At 30.9% G+C, this 19,764-nt stretch carries 18 protein-coding genes and 1 pseudogene; 18 read left to right on the forward strand and 1 reads right to left on the reverse strand.

Annotation, left to right across the window (positions count from 1 at the left end):
* From BHU72_RS05575 to BHU72_RS16385, 9 genes are all read left to right on the forward strand, one after another.
* Positions 1–193: ATP-binding protein (locus tag BHU72_RS05575; protein ID WP_176720392.1), on the forward strand; the 193-nt coding region annotated here is incomplete at its 5' end.
* Positions 194–234: 41 nt separating this feature from the next.
* Positions 235–393 carry an aspartyl-phosphate phosphatase Spo0E family protein gene (locus tag BHU72_RS16510; RefSeq protein WP_367114462.1) on the forward strand — a complete coding sequence of 53 codons (159 nt, stop codon included), beginning with the start codon at positions 235–237 and terminating at the stop codon, positions 391–393.
* Positions 394–863: 470 nt separating this feature from the next.
* Positions 864–1,913, forward strand: a complete 1,050-nt coding sequence (locus BHU72_RS05580) for a ComEC/Rec2 family competence protein (protein WP_069701655.1) — start codon at positions 864–866, stop codon at positions 1,911–1,913.
* Positions 1,910–3,229 (forward strand): ABC-three component system protein, encoded by a 1,320-nt coding sequence (locus BHU72_RS05585; RefSeq protein WP_069701656.1) that lies wholly within the window; start codon positions 1,910–1,912, stop codon positions 3,227–3,229. Before BHU72_RS05580 ends, BHU72_RS05585 begins: the two co-directional genes overlap by 4 nt.
* On the forward strand, positions 3,219–3,770 hold the full coding sequence (locus tag BHU72_RS05590) for an ABC-three component system middle component 1 (RefSeq protein ID WP_069701657.1): 552 nt from the start codon (positions 3,219–3,221) through the stop codon (positions 3,768–3,770). The genes BHU72_RS05585 and BHU72_RS05590 overlap by 11 nt, the downstream gene beginning before the upstream one ends.
* Positions 3,754–6,861: an AAA family ATPase gene (locus tag BHU72_RS05595; RefSeq protein ID WP_069701658.1), complete on the forward strand. Its 3,108-nt coding sequence runs from the start codon at positions 3,754–3,756 to the stop codon at positions 6,859–6,861. Before BHU72_RS05590 ends, BHU72_RS05595 begins: the two co-directional genes overlap by 17 nt.
* Positions 6,862–6,948: 87 nt before the next feature.
* Complete coding sequence (locus BHU72_RS05600; RefSeq protein WP_069701659.1) at positions 6,949–8,271, forward strand: restriction endonuclease; 1,323 nt, start codon at positions 6,949–6,951, stop codon at positions 8,269–8,271.
* A 308-nt stretch (positions 8,272–8,579) separates the two neighbouring features.
* Positions 8,580–8,819 carry a hypothetical protein gene (locus tag BHU72_RS05605; protein WP_069701660.1) on the forward strand — a complete coding sequence of 80 codons (240 nt, stop codon included), beginning with the start codon at positions 8,580–8,582 and terminating at the stop codon, positions 8,817–8,819.
* Positions 8,820–8,915: 96 nt separating this feature from the next.
* The gene (locus BHU72_RS16385; RefSeq protein ID WP_301553493.1) at positions 8,916–9,047 is read left to right on the forward strand and encodes a hypothetical protein; all 132 of its coding nucleotides are present in this window, start codon (positions 8,916–8,918) and stop codon (positions 9,045–9,047) included.
* Between the two features lie 1,092 nt (positions 9,048–10,139).
* Here BHU72_RS16385 and BHU72_RS16625 read toward each other — a convergent pair.
* Positions 10,140–11,181, reverse strand: a pseudogene (locus BHU72_RS16625) (recombinase family protein); the annotation flags it as partial.
* A 29-nt stretch (positions 11,182–11,210) separates the two neighbouring features.
* On the opposite strand from BHU72_RS16625, the gene BHU72_RS15840 reads away from it, so the two are divergent.
* The 9 genes from BHU72_RS15840 (at position 11,211) to BHU72_RS05660 (ending at position 19,760) form a co-directional block, all read left to right on the forward strand.
* Complete coding sequence (locus tag BHU72_RS15840) at positions 11,211–11,441, forward strand: hypothetical protein (protein ID WP_069701663.1); 231 nt, start codon at positions 11,211–11,213, stop codon at positions 11,439–11,441.
* A 60-nt stretch (positions 11,442–11,501) separates the two neighbouring features.
* On the forward strand, positions 11,502–12,173 hold the full coding sequence (locus tag BHU72_RS05625; RefSeq protein ID WP_069701664.1) for an SOS response-associated peptidase: 672 nt from the start codon (positions 11,502–11,504) through the stop codon (positions 12,171–12,173).
* Between the two features lie 288 nt (positions 12,174–12,461).
* Positions 12,462–13,976, forward strand: coding sequence for an AAA family ATPase (locus BHU72_RS05630; protein ID WP_069701665.1), 1,515 nt, complete (start codon positions 12,462–12,464; stop codon positions 13,974–13,976).
* 12 nt (positions 13,977–13,988) lie between these two features.
* On the forward strand, positions 13,989–14,828 hold the full coding sequence (locus tag BHU72_RS05635) for an HNH endonuclease (RefSeq protein WP_069701666.1): 840 nt from the start codon (positions 13,989–13,991) through the stop codon (positions 14,826–14,828).
* Positions 14,829–14,881: 53 nt separating this feature from the next.
* Complete coding sequence (locus BHU72_RS05640) at positions 14,882–15,499, forward strand: hypothetical protein (protein WP_069701667.1); 618 nt, start codon at positions 14,882–14,884, stop codon at positions 15,497–15,499.
* Between the two features lie 266 nt (positions 15,500–15,765).
* Entirely contained in the window at positions 15,766–16,653 is an 888-nt protein-coding gene (locus BHU72_RS05645; protein WP_069701668.1) for a phosphorothioated DNA-binding restriction endonuclease, read from the forward strand.
* Between the two features lie 17 nt (positions 16,654–16,670).
* On the forward strand, positions 16,671–17,054 hold the full coding sequence (locus tag BHU72_RS05650; protein WP_069701669.1) for a DUF6979 family protein: 384 nt from the start codon (positions 16,671–16,673) through the stop codon (positions 17,052–17,054).
* A gap of 11 nt (positions 17,055–17,065) precedes the next feature.
* Positions 17,066–18,103 (forward strand): NERD domain-containing protein, encoded by a 1,038-nt coding sequence (locus BHU72_RS05655; protein WP_069701670.1) that lies wholly within the window; start codon positions 17,066–17,068, stop codon positions 18,101–18,103.
* Between the two features lie 154 nt (positions 18,104–18,257).
* On the forward strand, positions 18,258–19,760 hold the full coding sequence (locus BHU72_RS05660; protein ID WP_069701671.1) for a hypothetical protein: 1,503 nt from the start codon (positions 18,258–18,260) through the stop codon (positions 19,758–19,760).
* Positions 19,761–19,764: the final 4 nt, after the last annotated feature.

Raw genomic sequence — 19,764 nt, forward strand, 5'->3', positions numbered from 1 at the left:
ACTCATTGATATGAGATATGAAAAGAAAAGTACGATTTTAACAACTAATGTTGGTTTTAAATCCTGGGACGAGGTATTCCAAGATCCTAAGATAGCAAATGCAATTTTGGATCGTGTCCTCCACCATGCAACGGTAGTTAATATTATTGGTGATTCTTACCGAATTAAGGACCATCTGGAACGAGATAATTAGTAAAACTGTACATTCTTAAACAGTCAAAAGTGTACATGTTTATGTTGACATTTATACTTGTTAATAAAGGTATGAGTAACGGGCTTTTGCATCCGGCTACAATAGATATAAGTCAGAAGCTTGATAGGTTAATTAACGAATTTAATTACCGTAAAATATTCATAAAAAACGAAACTAAGATCTTTGAAGATGTAAAATAAAACAGGTATTTCTAGTTATTTTTTTGAATAACTAACATTTACATACTTGATGTTAGTGTTTTCATGTTGATATGTATGAAAAAATAGCATTGCTCGTGAAATTTGCATGTTGTTAACAATGTTCGTCTATGATCAATTTTCAATGTATTATACGTACTTCGATAACGGTAAAGAAATATTTATGTGACAGAATCTGCAATCACTGTACGTTCTGTGTGGAAATTTAAAAATTTAGAGTTATTAGCATATGGTAATTTACAATTAGGATGTAAAAGCTTATTAAACTAACGAGCAGGAATATGAACAAATCATGTTACATTAATAAGGCCTTTTCTTAATATAAGGGAAAAACTTTATGGGAAAAATGAATAGTTGAAATGACCACAATGGGGCAAAGGATTTTTCAGTGAATATAAGAAAAGCTATTAGAACTATTGGTTAATTTACTAAGAAATAGAGGGGTGGAGTTCATGTCTGTAAATATTAAAGTTTTAAAAGCTCTTCATGGAGATTGCTTAATTATAACTTTTGGACCAAAGCAAGACAAATTTATTCTAATTGATGGTGGAATAGGAAAAGAGTGTTATAGAAGTATAAAAGAGTTCATAAAAAGTCTTAAAGAGATGAACGCGACATTGAGATTACTGATACTGACACATATTGATTCAGATCATATTGATGGTATATTAAGGCTCTTTTCCGAATCTGATTTTGATACGAAAATAATTGATAGAATGTGGTTCAATTTCGGGGAATTTTTAGATAAAGAGTTAAAAGTAAGTAGAGAAAGTCAAAAAAGTGGGATTTTACTTCCTGACGAGACAACTTTAATTAGTTGGAAACAAGGAAATAACCTTGAGGAAATACTAAAGAAAGCTAGAATCCAGTATGAAAAAGCTGTTAAAAATTATGATGAATTTTACATAGACGGATCATATATACGGGTACTTTCACCAAGCTTAGAGATACTCAAAGCTTTTAATAAGCAGTGGATGGTAGAAAATGAGCAAGAAGTAAGAATATCAACGAAAACAGATTATAGTTTCTCGATAGAAGAATTAAATGATATGGAGTTTATTGAAAATATTTCGTTGGCCAATCGAAGTAGTATAGCATTTATTTTTGAGTATGAGAACAGAAAAGCATTGTTTTTAGGAGATGCATCAGCAGTAGAAATTGAAAAATCTTTGTCAAAGCTAGGATACTCTGAAGATAATCAACTTGAAATCGATATATGCAAAATATCGCATCATGCTAGTAAGCATAATACTAGTAATAATCTAATACGTATGATGAAATGTAAAAACTATATCATAAGTACAAATCTTACGGCATCGGGAAGACCGACTAAAGAATGCTTAAGTAGAATCATATGTAATTCTAAACAAGCAGTTAATTTTTACTGTAACTACGAAATTGATTTTAATACAATCTTCACTAAAGAAGAATTTGGAAAATATGAGATGAAGTTCATTACAATCGATAAGAGTGGAATCAATTTGGAGGATTTACCTAGATGATAGATAAATTTTATGATCAAGTAGTAGTTAAAACTTTGTACAAAGGAAGTCATTATGGTTCAGGAGTGTTACTACAAACAGAAAATAAAAACTGTTCATATTTGATTACTGCTTGGCATTGTTTAAATAATGACTTAACACCAGACTTAGATTCACTTCAGTTATTTCAGCAAACTAATGGGGAAATGAACCAGCTCAATATAATTCCAGATGGGACATTGATAATTGAAAAAAACGATATAGCAATTATTAAAATGAAGGCGATATCTGACCTCCCAATATATCGGATGGCCACTGTATCAATTGGTGAGCAAGTATCAATTGTTGGGTTTCCAAGAGCAATGGATAATAATTATAGTAGGATTAAAAGATTTCCTCTTGGAGCAAAAGTAATTAGTTTACCAGATGAGAATACTGTTACATTGAGTACTGAACAGACTTTGGAAACCTTAACACTAAGTGCAAAAGATGTAGTATCAAGCATTTCAGGAAGTGGAATATTCAAAGTTAATGAAGAAGAAATTTTTTTGTGTGGGATTATCATAGAATTAAGTTCACCTGATGGGGCTTTTGATGCAGTATGTGGTATCTCTCGAGAGTGTATACAAAAAAATCTAATTGATATCGGCTGGGATCCTATATGCGATATTAAAATATGTAGTTTTGATCTATTCAAAGATAAAGTAATCGAAATATTTGAAGAGCCTATGAATAGAATCTGCTCATTACAAATGCCAAACATAAGAAATAGCGTTAAACCTAATGACATAATAATGCATTGTGGAACGAAACTGGTATGGCCATACTCGGATAAGAATCTTTATAGTAAGGATATATGGGAAAGCTGGCTCCTTTATTTAATTTTTAGATCGTTGGAAAATCAAGATAACTTAAAAGATGGAAAATTCTATATGGTTGATAATGAGCGTGGTAAACGAAAAGTAAAGTTAATCTATGTAACTAATAAAACAACACTATCTGAATTCTTAAAAGATTATTTGGGTAATGCATATGTAGATGCAAGCAAAGATGCCTTCGTAATTATTAAAACTAAAAAAGAGCCTCAAATTAAGAAGCTTAACCATTCACTGATTGAAAGTGTTGTTAGAGATATTAGCAATCCTGTAAGCGTAAAGGAAGAAATGCGTATTGACGATGTCAGAAGTTGTATACGGAAGCTTTCATTAATTCATATAGGAAGAATAATAGAAGGCTTAAACATAATACTAGAAAACTATGTTGCAGAGGGCAATGACGATATAGATTTAGAAAGACAATTAGGGCAACGAATAGGAGAGATGTTAAATGAATTTTGATAAATATAATGAAGGGACATCATCTCTATCTTGTGAAGACAATTGTGGTTGGTTCCATAAAGTAAGCTGTTGGGTTGGAAAGGAATATGGTTACAATATTTATGTTTTTCAAGTAATAGTAGAAAATGAAAACGACTTAGAGAAATATTATGAAGCAATTGCAGCAACAATAGCTACAGATTTTCAAAGCAGATTAGAAAAAAGCATCGAAAAGTGGAATGTATATTTGGTCTTTTGTTGTAAGGAAAAGATATCTATGAAACTAAAAGGCGAAATTGAGCAAGATAAGTATTCAACGCGGAAATTGGTCTGGGATTCAATGGGGGAAAGTGAGATTAGAGAGAAAAGATATTTAAAAAATCGTTTATTTAATTTGAATATCTACGTTGATGACAATAATACAAGTGATAATATTTCGCTATTAGAAAAAATAAGAAGTATAAATTTGGATTTGTATCAGGCAATAAAAAATCCAGAAAAAGAAACAAGTCAGCAATTAGCGATTTATTTAGGAGGAAACTCAAGTGAACAAGAAGATTAAGGAAGTCAATATCGAAGCTTTTAGAGCTTATGAAAATTTGCAAAACTTTGATTTTGTCCATAAAGAAAGCGGAAATGTTGCTGACTTAGTAGTTATTTATGCTCCTAATGGTTATGGCAAAACATCCTTCTTCGACGCTATTGAATGGGCAGTTACTGATGAGATAGGAAGGTTTAAAAGTACAAAGGCAATAAAGCAAGAAGTTGATAGCGAAAAAGGAGATATATTAAAAAATAGAAAATCTAATGCGCTACAAGGATCTGTTCAGATAGTTAGTGAAAGCGATAGTGTTTTCGAAAAAAAGACCAAAAAGCGTACTGGTAATATGAAGAGTGACTATAAACCTGGTGATTTAGAAGCAATACCCCATGAACTGCAAGGAATATTGGATGAAAAAAATACATTCTGTACAACTAATATGTTGGCACATGATAAAATAACCAATTTTTTACACAGCTATACTGCTGAAGATAAGACAAAAGCACTTCAAATATTCTGGGATACAAGTGGTTACTCAGAAATTCTAGATAGGATATATGATTTATATGATGAAATTATGAAAAAAGAGAAATCACTGCATAGAGAAATTCAAAAAGAAGAAAGTGATTTTAAAGAATATAAATATGAATCAGTTAAAGAGCAAGATGTATACCGTTTAATTGATAGTTTTAACGCGGATAATAATGATTTCATAATTGAGCATGAAAACATAGTCGAAAATATAGATAAAGTATTAGAAAAGACTTATTCAATTTTGAGAAAAATCCAAGAATGTAAGGATCAGAATGAAACATTACTTAATTCAATTGAACTTCTAATTTCTGATTACCCGAACTATTTGTTAAATAAAACTAATTTTGAAGTATATAAAAACGAAAAAAAAGAACTAGAGAATAAGCAGAAGTTTTTAAATTTTATTGAGAAATTGTTAATTCGGAGAAAAAAAATACAAGGTGAAATAAATGAGTTATTAGAAGTTATAAATAATTGGCATATATTTTTAAACATTGAAGGAGAAGTTGTTGATAAAAAGAACTTAAAAAAGCAGCTTGAAGATGCTAAACCAGAATTGCAGAAGAGAGTAATTGAAGTTAAAGATATCATTATAAAGTGTAAAGAAAATGTTTCTGGGCATAGCAAAACTATAGAAAAAGAACTAGTGAGGAAAAGAAATCTCGAAATTGATTTTAAAAAGTACAATGAGAATAAAATCAATCTAAAAAAGTATTCAAATTTCCTAACAAAGGCAACTTTTGTGTTAGATCAGAGAGTAGAAAAACGCAAAATTTTAAGCTATGAAATAAGTAATATTGAATCATTTATAGGAAATAAATGTTCTATTGACCACATTAAGGATTTTTTGTCTAGAGAAATTTTAGATTCTAACACTAGACTTACTTCTCAGAAAAATGAAAAATCAGTTAATGAAGAAAAAATACAATTATTGGAACAAAAATACAACAATACAGTACTTTTACAAAATAAGATAAATCAACTGCTAATACAAGGAAAAGAATTTGTTGATATCACCAAAACATGTGAGTGTCCTTTATGTCATGCCAAATACGAAGATTATTCGACTCTTATATCAAGAATAACAGCGGATTATGAGGATAACTCAGAAGTAGAATACATAAAAAAAGAGTTGGAAGCAACTAAAAAAATTAATAATATGGTGATTGAAAACATAGTTATAGAGTCTGAGAATTTAAGAAAATTATTGGAAGAAATCTTGGAAGATAAGAAGATCGTATTTAGTAGACATAATGAAAGAATACATAGACTACAGCTACAAATAAATGATTGGAATAACATATCTGACAATTTAATGAATGAAAACGAGGGTATTCAAAAACTGTATAAGGAAATAAATATAAACATTCAAGATGCTGAAGCAATTACTTTGTTAAAAGCAGAAATATATAAAAATGTAGTTGACATATCTAGTAAAATAGAAGAAGAGGAGTCAAGAATTGCTGCGGATCTAGATTTACTAAACAATCTTGAAACCACATTAAAAGAAAATGAACTTAAAAATATTGAGCTTAGTGGGGAAATATTTGAATTAAATAATAACAATTCATATAACTCAATACTATTGTTTTTAGAAAATAAAAAACTTAGAGATGAAAATAATGATTTAGAAAGTGCATTGAAAAACATTGTGCATGTAAAAAACAACCTTGTTGAAGAGATGCTCTTGACTGATTCCGAATTAATCAATTTGCAGAATAAAGTTAAGGGTACTAACGAAGAGATTGCTCTTAAGTTTAATTCAATACTAATTAAGATTCAAGAATCATTAGTTGTTACAGATAGTTATCGATTACGATTAAAAAAGGTATTTGAAGTTGGTGACATTGAGAGTATTGACAATTATGAAAAAATAGATGAAAGGAAATCCAAACTCACAAAAAGAAATAATATATTAAAGCAAAATATATCTCTATTACAATCCATACTCTCTAACGTCAAGAATTTGAAAGAACATAATATATGGATTACTAAGAAAAAAGAAAATGATAGAAAAAAAAGAAAACTTGATAGTATTCGAGTGAAAATTAAAAACCTAGAGGAAAGTAAGAATATTGTAGAAAGTCATATCGTTACTCTGACAAATGCATATTTTAAATCAAATACGATCAACGAAATTTATCATAAAATTGATCCGCATCCAACGATGAATCATATCAAATTTCTTACTAAGCGTTCTGATAAGGGATTGCAAACAAACATATACACTTATGATAAAGATGAAGAAGAACAAATATCACCAATTCTATACTTAAGTTCTGCACAAATTAACATATTATCTTTATGTATATTCCTAGCAAAAGTTCTAACTGAACGTAACACAACATTTAGCACTATTTTTATGGATGATCCGATTCAACATCTCGATGGGATTAACCTGTTATCCTTTATAGACTTATTAAGGACTATTACTACTACTATGGGTAGACAGATAGTTATATCAACTCATAATGAACATTTCTACAACCTTATAAGAGTAAAGATGGATGAAAGATATTATATGTCAAGGTTTATCGAGCTAAATGGTGTAGGTGAGATTTGCAATAAAATCATTTAGTTGGACAGTTGGTAATAATGGCCAGATAAAACAAATAATTAAGTTGCTTTTAATCTTAAAATATAGCTGCTGTGGGAGAGAAATTATATGCTTGATTTTAAAGAACTTAGGGAAGATGGAGTAGATTTCGAACAACTTATCAGAGAATTATTATTAGCTGAGGGGCTAGAAGTACATTGGACAGGTGTAGGGTCGGACGGTGACAGAGATCTTATTGTGGAAGAATCATACGAAAGTGTACTAGGTTCTATAAAAAAAAAATGGGTGGTACAATGTAAGCATAAGGCTCTTAGTGGTAAGTCTGTTAGCAAAGATGATTTAAATATTTTAGAAACATGTCTTGCCGTAGGTGCAGAAGGATTTTTATTAGCGTGTTCCACTCAACCTACCTCGGCATTGTTAAGGCATTTTAAAGATATAGAAGATAGTCAAAAAATCCAAATTAAATATTGGGATTCCATTGAGATTGAAAAGAGATTAATGAAGCCAAATAATTTCCATCTAATAGACGTTTTTTTTGAGAAATCATCAAAGAAAATAGGATGGAAATTATTCAATACATTGGATTCTAAATTTTGGATGGCATATTATAAGAAGTATTTTATATATTTGTCATCTAGATCCTCATTAACATTTTGTGAGTTGCAATTCGTAGAAAAGTTAATTGAGGTCATTGAAGCTTTTAACGGTATTGACAAAAAGAAATTAATTGGGCTAGAAAGATGGACTAATAAAAGAGAATACTTAGTGCCAAGGGCAGTTCACTATGATGATAAAAATACTATTTTTACAGTTTTTTTGGATTATATGTTTTTTAGAGGCGAAAAACCAAAAGCAAGAGTAGTAGATTTTGATATTTATTTTAATCAAAACAATTGGAATATTGATGGAGTAAGAGTTAATTGGGATATTTGTTTTTTAGAAGAAAATTTTGCATCGGATCACTTCAATATAAATCATAAGGACTATTACAAAAACTACATGGATCATTTTAAAATTGGGTATGAGAGGGAAAATTCTATAATGAATTCTATTTTTAATGACTATGATTTTTTTGAAAAGGCCATAATCAATTATGAGTTACAAGACTGTATTGAATATGATAAATTTATACAAGGGCTCGATTATATAGAAGGTAATATAATTAGTTATCTTAAAAATACTGAAGGCGGTAGTTCACTAATTGAAACTGTTCTAAATGAATGTAAAGTTAAACATGATTTTGAAAAAGAGGATCAGCGTTTACAGAATACTTGGCAAATTTTATATTTAAATAGCATCATAAAGCTTAGAGAAAGAGGAATTCTATCTTCAAGCGTAGATCATCCAAAGGGTGTTATCGCCCTTAGTGAAATGGGAAAAAAGATGTGTAATTATTTTGATACATTTTTAAGGCAAGGTTGTCAATAACTTCGATCTATTTTGAGATCTAGAAAAATAGGTTCAATTTAAATCGCACATAATGGCTTGAATTTTTTATTTACAAAGAAACATAAAGTCTCTTTTTGAATAAAAATATAAAAAGCCAGTCCTTTAATGAATGAATCTACTTGAAAACTGATAGAATCGAATGGCATATGATTCTATAAAAATGAGAAAAGAAGATGTGTATTAGACGTATACTCTAGTTAAAATGTTGATAATATACAGATCCCTAGTTCTGTAAATTTGTGAATGGCTAAAAAGGACATACAAAAGACTTTATAAAAGTTGTAATAATGTTGAAGTTAGATAATGGTATGGTTATAGATTCAGAAGACCTTGCAGCTGAACAACGCGAAGCATACATAGAATTTGCAATACATTTGGCGGCGCCTAAACTTGCAAAATTATTATCTGAAGGACAAACTTCAATTGCTGATTCAAATCAATCATCAAATCAAGTAGTAAATGAAGCCTTTTTTAAATACCCTCTAATGATGACGTTAACAGGCTGCTCAATATCTTTCTGTATCTGAAGCTACAGTTATAGAGATGGAAGACGATGTTTGGTAAATTTCCCAAGTAATACGTTTAAGTAATACCATCAGGATTCCTAGGGATGAGTTAATTTAATGGGTGAAATTGGCGGTATTAGTAAATACAGAGAAGACATTTTAAAAGCTGATGCCGAGTTTGAGGAACAGAAAAGGCGTGATATAGGATATAAAACTAGAGTTAGTAAGCTACTACCTAATAAGAAATGATCCACATACTACTTGTTTTATTTAATTAGACAAGTTTTCAATGGACTTTTTTTGCATTTTTAGAGAAAAATAGTTATAATATAACCATCATATTTTATAATTCTACGAACCGCCTCTTTGCGGATGGTAGCTTTTATGTTTACTCACAGGCCCCGTTAGGAGTCTGTTTTTAATGACCGCATGCAGATGCGCAAAAATAGTTTGGAATAGACACATTTTACTAAAAAGGTAGACTGTGTCTTTTTTGTCGTCATAAAATTGACCGTTTGAAGTCCCTACACAAGAGTTGATCTGAATTCCAGGTGAAACAAACGGACGTTTAATTATAAAAAGGGAGGGTGGCTTAAATGTGTAATGGACCACAATAGGCGTGTCTTTTTTGCGTTTTTTAAAATTATATCGCTCAAAGAGCGTTTATATAAAAATAAAAGAGGAGGAGTTTCTGTGAATACAACAACCAAAATGAAGGGATTTGTTAAAGTAGTCGCTCACTATGCTTCAATCGAGGCAGTAGGAACACCAAAGGCAATTATTTGACGGACGCAGCTCTGAAGAATTATTTCTAGCTCAAACGGCATTGCTCCGGAAAAAGTCGAGGTAGTTATAACTGTTACCCGCAAAATTGCTGGTTTGCAGTTTATCGTCTGTGTAATTTGCTAGCTGTTCCCCAGCTTCAATGGCAACTTCTAAAGACTTTGTTTCAAATCCAAATTAACAAATGGTGAAGCCATTTTAAAAAAAAGTAGTTAAAATGAGTTCGAATTAGGGACTCATTTGCTTTTTATTATGTTAGATATTAACTAGAATTACTTTTGTATTTAACTAGAAAATAAGATATTATCTAATGCTAGTCTAATCTCTATAATTGATGTTTAGTTTGTTATTATCAGCTATTATTATGCTATCAATTAAGGAAACGAATAATGGTTTAAGATCTTTGATGTAATTAGAATATAAGGTTAAATCAGGAGTGATTTTTTCTGATGAGTAAAAATTTATTAGTTGTAAAATTTCGCGTACATAATTTTTAGCTTGATTAAATATTTCTAACGTTTCAAACTGACAAGGTTGGTTTTTTATAAACTCATTTAGAAAAGCAAATTCTAATTCATTAGCGCGATATTGCTTATTTATACAGGTCCCATTATTTTTATTATCTGAACAACGATATACGCGATATCGATTATTCTTTGATCCTGACCATCCAATACTCATACCGGATTTACAATAAGGGCATTTTAATAGGCCACTTAACAAGTGTGAACTAGACCTAGCTCTAGGTGATATTTGCCGTTTATTCACTAGTTGTTGTACTTTTTCCCATTTCTCTTTATCGATTATAACTGGCAAGCAATCATCATAAACTACCCATTCAGCTTTATCTTTTTTCGTTCTAATTTTTTTACTTGAATCAATCCTATTCCATACTAGTGAACCTTTATATACAGGGTTTTGCAAAAGCAACTTAATAGAACGAGCGGACCATTTTTTGTTAAATCTCGAAGGGATAGCCTCGTCATTTAGTATTTCTGCTATAGAAGTATAACCTAAACCATGATTAAGATATAGGTCAAATATCTTTTGGACAATTTCAGTTTCTCACTAATTCTTTATCTTTAAGTCTAAAACCGTATGGGCTTTGAGTTAGCCACTTTCCGTTGCTAGCAGCATGTAGCATGTTTTCAAAAACACGTTCTTTTATTCGCTCTCTTTCAAATTCAGCAACAGCTCCTAAAACTTGCAGTGTAAGCCGTCCAGAAGGAGTAGTTGTATCAAAAGATTCACTAATAGATATGAATGAAACATTATAATCTTGAAAGAGATCTATCATATTTAGCAGGTCTAAAAGTCTTCGGCTAATTCGATCTAACTTTGTGACTATAACGGATGAAATTTCACCTAGCTTTACTTTTGTAAGAAGGCTTTTTAATTGTGGTCTATTCGTAGATTTGGCTGAATAGCCATCATCTACAAAAACTAGCGGTTTAGCTTTCCAGCCCATTGCACGACAGTATGAGAATAAACGTACTTGTTGCTCTTTTAACGATATACCGTTTCTTGCTTGTTCATCAGTAGATACTCTACAATAAATTGCAATATTTTTGTGATTTTTTTGATCAGACCTACAATTCATTTTTATCCCCCACTTATGACTTATCTTTATTGCAACAAATACTAGATTCACATGTGTATGATTCCCTAGAAAAACAACTAATTGATAGAAAGAAAATCCTTCGTGAAAACAAAATTACTGTATTTAATGTTAAAGTGAATAATAAAGGGATTCGATATGCTACAAAGTATAAAGGGTATTTCCATGACAACTATATTGATTCCTTTATGATTAAGAATTATATTAATCAATACATTGAAAATAAGCCTTTTGATAATTAAATGATTCTCTGATAGAACTAAAAGGGTCTATATAACAATTAAATTGGGGTTGTTCTGGTAATGTGCGGAAGATTTGTTTTGACTACGGAGGAATTCATTACACTTGCTACACGTTTTATGATTGAAAATACACTAAATGATTATGCTCCAAGCTACAATATAGCACCTACTCAAAATGCGCTTGTCATTATAAGTCAAGATGGTAAAAATATTGCATCAAGTTTCAAATGGGGTTTGATACCGCAATGGGCAAAAGATATGTCTATGGGGGCAAAAATGATAAATGCTAGAGCGGAGACAATTGATGAGAAGCCATCTTATAAAAAGGTATTTTTCAGCCGAAGATGTTTGGTTCCAACAAGTGGTTTTTATGAGTGGAGAACAGAAGGGAAAAGTAAAATTCCTTATAGGATATACTTGAAAGAAACTGATGTGTTTTCATTTGCTGGCATTTGGGAAACATGGCTTAACCAAAATAACCAGCCCATTAACACGTTTTCCATTATCACAAGTGAAGCGAATGAGATAGTAAAACCCGTTCATGATCGTATGCCAGTAATACTTACGCCTGAACAAGAAAATGATTGGCTTCATCAATTGAATATAGACAAAGATTACTTAAAATCATTTCTAAAACCATATGATTCAAACAAAATGGACATATATCATGTATCAGCTTTAGTGAACTCGCCTAAAAACAACATTAAAGAATTGCTTAATCGGATTTCTTAATTCTTAAATGTGAACATCACTCTTATTTTCAGACAAATGTCCTAGTCCTCTTAACGATAATTACTAGGGCTTTTTTTTATTGCAAAATTAATAGAGTTATTAAGAGTCTTGATTGTAGGATTTAGTCGTAAATCATCTATTTTTTGTCGAGAAGAAGGATTTTTTGTTTACATATGGAATTGTTTAAGAATAAAGTTGAAGACTGGAAAAATTATTAAAACAATAATTATTAAGCGGTGCAAAAATAGTTTTAAAGGGTTTAATTTAAATAATTAAGGGGGCATGCAAATGGAATTTGAAATAGTTCCATCAGTCTCTGGACAAATGCCTGGAAAAAGGGCTTATTTAGTTCAGAGTAATTGGGATGACTGGTTTAGATATAACACGACATACATACTATCTTACGTTGATGTCTCTGGAAACAAATATAATATCGGCAGTTTAAAAATTGGAGAAATCAATCAATCAGATGCGCGTCCCAGCATTCCAGAACTATTCGAAAAATTAGGCGATCAATTTTTTTCTGTCGGTCAGGATGAATCATATTATAAAGAATTAAATATTTTAGGTGAAAATATTCGCGATGAAATACTTAATGGATTGAATGATATTGCATTCAACGACGTTCACTTCGAAAAAGCAAGAAATCAACATGTTCTTCACTCATCATTATTACGATCACTAACGACAGCCTCAGTAAAAGGTAAATTCCGTAGACTATCTCATGGCGGTGCGCGGTTATCAAGTTACAAATTTACCTACAAAGTTTTACAAAACAATCCAATAGATCTTTCTTTTAATGTTATTCCTGAATCTAATCCACCAACGAATATTCACGCACTCATTGGGCGAAACGGAGTCGGAAAGACACACCTAATTAGTAATATGATACAAACGGTTTTATCAGAAGGCAATCCCCCTAATGCGGATCCACTTGGTATTTTTTATGAAGACGTGGAGGGATCGAATAGCAAATATGAAGAAATGTTTGCGAACATTGTTTTAGTAAGTTTTAGTGCATTTGATACATCGCAATTACCACAAGAGCGTAATGTAGATTCACGAGGTATAAAATACTCATATATTGGACTACGACAAACCGATTCACACACAGGAGCATCACTTCCGCCAAAAACACCGAATCAACTAGCTGACGAATTTGCCGAAAGTGCATATAACTGTTGTCAAATATCTATTGTTCGATGGGTTAATGCAATTGAAACACTTGAAACTGACCCTCTATTCAAAGCGTATTCTATATCTAAGCTCACGCAGGTTAAGGAAGAAGCAGAATTTAAAGCGGAAGCTAGAAAAGTTTTTAATGATTTAAGTTCAGGTCACAAAATTGTATTAATTACGATGACTAGGCTTATAGAGACTGTGGAGGAGCGAACACTTGTATTAATGGATGAACCTGAAAGTCATTTACACCCCCCATTATTATCTGCTCTAATAAGGTCATTGTCTGATTTGCTAATTCATAGGAACGGCGTGGCTATTATTGCTACACATTCGCCTGTCATATTACAAGAGATACCTAGAAGTTGTGCTTGGATATTGAGAAGCAGTATTAGCAGAATATTAGCAGCCGATCGTCCAAGTATTGAAACATTCGGAGAAAATATTGGAGGAATAACTAGAGAGGTATTCAGGTTAGAGGTAGAAAACACGGGATTTCATAAATTACTCCAAGAAGCAGTCGGAAAATACGAAGAATATGATTCCGTTATAGATGCATTCAAGGGTGAAATCGGTCACGAAGCAAAGGCGCTAATTCGAGCTATGATTGCGAATAAGGAGTAAGGAGAATAATCTATGCGAAGACTATCAAAACCCCCTTTTAATGTAGCAACGGTATATACTGAGTGCATTAAGACAGTTAACGATGTGCAATTAAAAAATAAGTTGTCTGGTTGCTTAGCTGAAATTACTAGTGATGAAACCTTGTTTGAAACCCTTGCAGAAAACACACAATTATACCGATTCCCACTAAAAACAGTAGTTAATGGTTCAATAGATATTCCCGAAATGAAAAAAATATATACCTACAGGATGGTTAGCAATACTGGAAGAGAATATTATGATATGATATTTGAATCACCTAAAAATGGCATATGCCCATTGTGTGGTCAAAGAGAAGTTGAGACCGTTGATCATTATCTGCCCAAGACATTATACCCAACACTTGTTGTCACTCCTACTAATCTCATTCCTTCTTGTAGTGCATGCAACAGGATAAAATTAACCTCTATTCCTACTTGTAGTGAGGACGAGCCAATCCATCCATATTACGATGATATAGAATCAGAACGATGGCTCTTTTCAACATTAGCTCGTCTAGACTCAGGGTTTGTCATTAAATTTGAAGTTAGAGCACCAGCCACATGGAATCCAGTAAAAGTATTACGAGTTGAAAAGCATTTATCAAAATTCCTTTCAAGTTTGTATAGTAAAAGAGCAGGAGTAGAACTAACAGAAAAAAAACCTCGACTCAATGATTTGAGAAAAATAGGAATCACAATGGTCCAAGAATACTTGTCAGAATTGGCATATGATTTTTCACGTGTATACACGAACTCGTGGCAAACTGCAATGTACGAAACGTTAGCCGAAGACACATGGTTCCATGAAGAAGGAATCTACTTAATTGATTAACTTAGCATGACCTATTTAAATTTCTCGTGTAATATTATAAGGGAAGTGTAATAGTGAATAAAATGATAGTAATGCTAGATAATTTTATAAAAAAAGCTGCTATATATATTATAAAAAAAGATCCTTTTTTTATTGTAACGCCGAAATCTCATTTTGATAATCTGTCTTATAAGGCTAACCAGTATAATTCAACAATTAGAGAATTAGATAAACATAAAAAGGTGCTAAAAACAATAAACTTATTTATTCAAAGCGTCAACTTTGATTTGCTAGAATATGGTATTAACCCAAAAGACTATAATAAACACTATATAGTAATAAAAAGAAAAGATTCAGGCACATTAATGCTTATCGATGTAGAGACTTTTAACGAGTCGATAGATTTAACTAATATTAATCGATACAACACCAATATAATTGCTGAAGCGAGTATCAGTCGTGATTATGATGATACATACGAATTAGTTTCCATTGACTCATATCTACCAAGAAAAGGTTATGGGACAATTATTTTCAACAACATAATAAAAATAGTAAAGCAAAAATCAGGGGTTTTATTATATGGGGATATATGGGGTGGTAACAACGAAGATGGCAAATTAACGGCTTTTTATAATTATAATAAGTGCAATATAAGAAACGGTAAATTTTATTACAATATAAACAAATAAATGAACGTTGGATTGCAAATATTCGGCTGCGCATAATGCAGAAATAGTAATTTATATTCAGATGATATAGAACAGATCCGAGAGCAATTATTCATTGCAGTTGCGAATCATCTTTGCTAGACAATTTATTTATCAAACATCAAATAGATATTATCTAATGAGTCTTTACAGTTGTTACTGTAGAGCTTTTTTTATTTTATTTTAGCAGGAAAAATTACGTTCATGTGGAAATATGTAGAATATTATCAATTTAAGGATGGGCAGAAATGGGTGTATTTAACAATTTTTTAAATCAGATTGATTTCTTAAAGGTTAATATATTAGACGGCAAACCGGCATTTAAAAAACCTTTGTTATTATTACTATTAATATCACGGCTTGAACAAGGGATTTTAAATCAAAATAAAATATTATTTCAGGATATAGAGGAAGAGTTATCCGATCTTATAGTAAATTTCGGAGGTAGAAATTATAAAAGTGGACCAAAACCTAATCAACCTTTTCAATATTTAAATTCTTCTGAGTTTTGGAATCTACATTTGGCAAATGGGGAACCAGTTAGTAGCCAATATGACCTTCCTCTTAAGCTACTATGTGATAAAAATTCATTTGCTACCCTTGATGGTGATGTATATAAATTATTACAGTCATCTGCCGCATCCAGGGCAAAAGTTGCTCATTTCATTTTGGAAAAATGGTGGACAGATACGATTCAACAGGAGCTAGTAGAAGTATTGAAAATACCCATGTTGTCCGTTAGCACACCACAAAAACCAAGAAATAGAGATTTTACAGAACATGTATTAGCTAACTATAGATATAAATGTGCAATCTGTGGTTTTCAAGCTAGCTTTAATAAAACAAACTTTGGAATTGATGGCGCTCATATCAAATGGTTTTCTCAAGATGGTCCAGACACATTAGATAATGGCTTAGCGTTATGCAAAATTCATCACTGGGCATTTGATAAGGGTGTTATATCTATTAACTCTAGTGACTATAAGCTTCAAGTGTCTTCCAGATTTGTTGGTAGAGATCAAAATAGTATTGACATCATTGAAAAAATGAATGGTAGAGATCTTTTACCTTACAAAGAAGTAGCACCAAGCAATGACTTTATTGAGTGGCATAGCAAATATATATTTTTAGGCTGAAAATTGGGGTGAGTGATATGAATAAATATGGAGAAGCTGCCATTAAAGCAGTGAAAGTACTAGAATCTAATAAAATTTCACCGCTAGTTGCATGGGAGATTGCAGTCACAGAGATTTTTAGTAACAACGCTTCAAGTTGTGCAAAGGCATGTCCTAGAAATGCATTTTTGGCGTTGTGTGAAACAGGGATAGTTAATAATATCCCACCAGGTCTTTATACAAAATCTAAAATGAATAAAAGCTATGTATTGGAAGGGTTAACACTACTGAGAGAAGATTCACAATTAGCTGATGATATTAATAAACTTTGGAAGATGGTAATAGGAAATCAAAAGAAAGTGCATAACCATCAAATGAATGTATTAGTGTCCTTATGGAAAAATGGACTAATTAAATATTAAGGAGTAATCATATGGGACTATTTGATAAAATGGCAGATTCGTTTTTGCAAAACTTTCTTACTTTTACAGAACCTAAATTTCTCAAAGATTTTTCAAAAGAAAACCAACAATTAGATGATTTGCTCAAACTGTCTGAGACACTAAAAGATGGGGAAAAGAAAGATGCCATTGATAAAGATATAATCAATTTGAGGGCCGGTATTGAAGGTGAAGGCAGAGTCTATAACGAATTAAAAAACTCTTTCATACCATTTATCGGATTACATGATGTTAGACTTGAGTATAAAGGCTGCGCCGCTCAATTTGATTTTATTGTAATTACCAATAAATTTATCTGTGTGCTAGAATCAAAGAAGCTTTATGGGAACATTATTATCAACAAAGACGGTGACTTCATCCGAATGATTAAACAAAAAAATGGAGCAACATTTAGAGAGGGAATTTATAGTCCCATTACACAAAATGAGAGACATTCAAGCTTATTTAGAGAGATGCTATTAGATAATGAAATAATAAAACACACACCAGTGAAGTCATTAGTTGTATTTGCAAATGATAAGACAATAATCGATAAAAGGGAATGTCCAGTCAATATATCTTGCCAAATATATAAATATGACCAAATTAAAACATATTTAAATGAACAATTGAATGATAAGGATAACATCATGGATATACCAGGAAAAAATATGCTTAAAATTGCTAGATTTATTCTGGAAAATCACAAACCAATTGCATTTGATAACATTGCTAAATACCGTATAACAGAAGAAGACTTCCTAGTAGGATCTAAATATTCGAATAAAGAAATAGAAAAAGAGCAACAAAATAAAGAAGGATTACGAGAAAAACTAAAGGAATATCGTTTGCTTAAATCAAGAGAAGAAAACATAAAAGCATTTTACATATATAACAACAATCAAATGGAAGATTTAATACATAAGAAGCCTCAAACGATAGAAGATTTATTAAAGGTAAATGGATTTGGGGAAGCAAAAGTAAAAAAATATGGTAATGATATACTGGATATTTTTAAATGGTTCTCATAAGGGTACTTCGTGATAAGGTTAAATATATACTACGAAATTGCTAATTGGGGAGGTTCTAGTAGTTAATTTCTTTGCATTTTTACTGTTAATTGGTAGTGGTTTCTTTGTTTTTGGAATGGTATTGTAGCTTTATATAATTGGGGGGAATTGGATAGTGATAAAAACTGAAATAAAAGAAATTGAAGAATTTATTAATGCTTTACAGGAATACTTAAGTGAATATGTTGGGTATCAAATTAAATTGACCTTAAACGAAAATGAAACAGAAGAATTAGTTGCTTTCGATCTTCATACATACTTTCACTTTTCAAACCCTGATTTTAAAAAATCTGTTGAGAAATTGGCAAATATGTCCAAACAAATAATAAAAAAAGATGATTATAGTGTTGATTGGGAAGTTTTTCATAAACTAAAAAATAAATTGTCTGTTTCTTATGTTTTTGGTACATGTGAAGATGAGAAAATAGAATTTCAGAGACTACAATTTTTAAGTGATATTATTGAGTTGAGTCATAGAACTTATGAATCTATCAATACAACGCTAGGATTAATATATTCTTCTGCGATAGAAAAGCGCTATATTAAGGAACATTATGGATTTGAAATTATTGAGTTTGAGAGTCCTATTTCGATTAAGGAATTGTTTAAAGAAAAACCATTATTACGTGTTGTAGATGGAGAAATATTAAATATACTAATTGATGAAAATTTATTAGCTTATGGATTTGCTATTAATAAGCATGTAAACGAGAATTTTTCAGAAAAAATAAAAAATGATTTTGAAAAGAAAAGGATATTTAATAATTTCAAAATAGCTAAGCGTTCAATTATAGAGAATTATGAAGAAATACTTGCTAATAAAGGAGATCAAATATTAATAGAAAAGAACTCAGAAGATGAAAAATTATTTATGTATATAGTAAATCTATTTAAAGGTGGGCTCAAGAACGCAAATTTATCAGAAGATAATAATGCACATAATTTAATATATTTTAAAATTGATAATAGAGAATTAAATATATATAACCATGAAGAATGTGTTGTAGCTTTTAGTAAAGGCCAATGGAGGTTAAAAAATTATCACTTTTTACAATATCTTTTAATACAACACGTTTTATTAAGAGCACATATATTCTTTATGATGATGGAACCTGATAAGATTGGCAGAAATCTACAGGATTTGTTTGATGGGATAACAACCTTATATAACGTTATTAGAAAACTATCATCTGAAAACACAAGTTCAATTATTATGTTTGTACCTAACGAAGTAGATAATTTAAATAGTTATAGCGAAATTGATGAATTGGAAGCTAAGAATTTGTTAGGCACAGTTCCGTTAAAAGAGATACAGCATAATAGTATATATTTAAACTTGATAAAAGATAATGGTAAGCATTTAAATGTTAGAAATATAAGTGAGAACTACCTATCTATGTTATGTTCAATAGATGGTGCATTAGTGTTAGATTACAAATTAAATATATTAACTTATGGAGCAATAATTGACACATCGTTTGAAAAAAGCAGTTCTCAAACATATGGAACAGGAACGAATGCTTGTGAATATGCATCGAAAGATAGTTTAGCCATAAAAATTTCTGAAGACGGAGATATAAAAGTTTACCAGTCAGGTAAAAATGTTTTAAATATTTAAGGGG

It is taken from the genome of Desulfuribacillus stibiiarsenatis, from assembly GCF_001742305.1.
Lineage (GTDB): Bacteria > Bacillota > Bacilli > Desulfuribacillales > Desulfuribacillaceae > Desulfuribacillus_A > Desulfuribacillus_A stibiiarsenatis.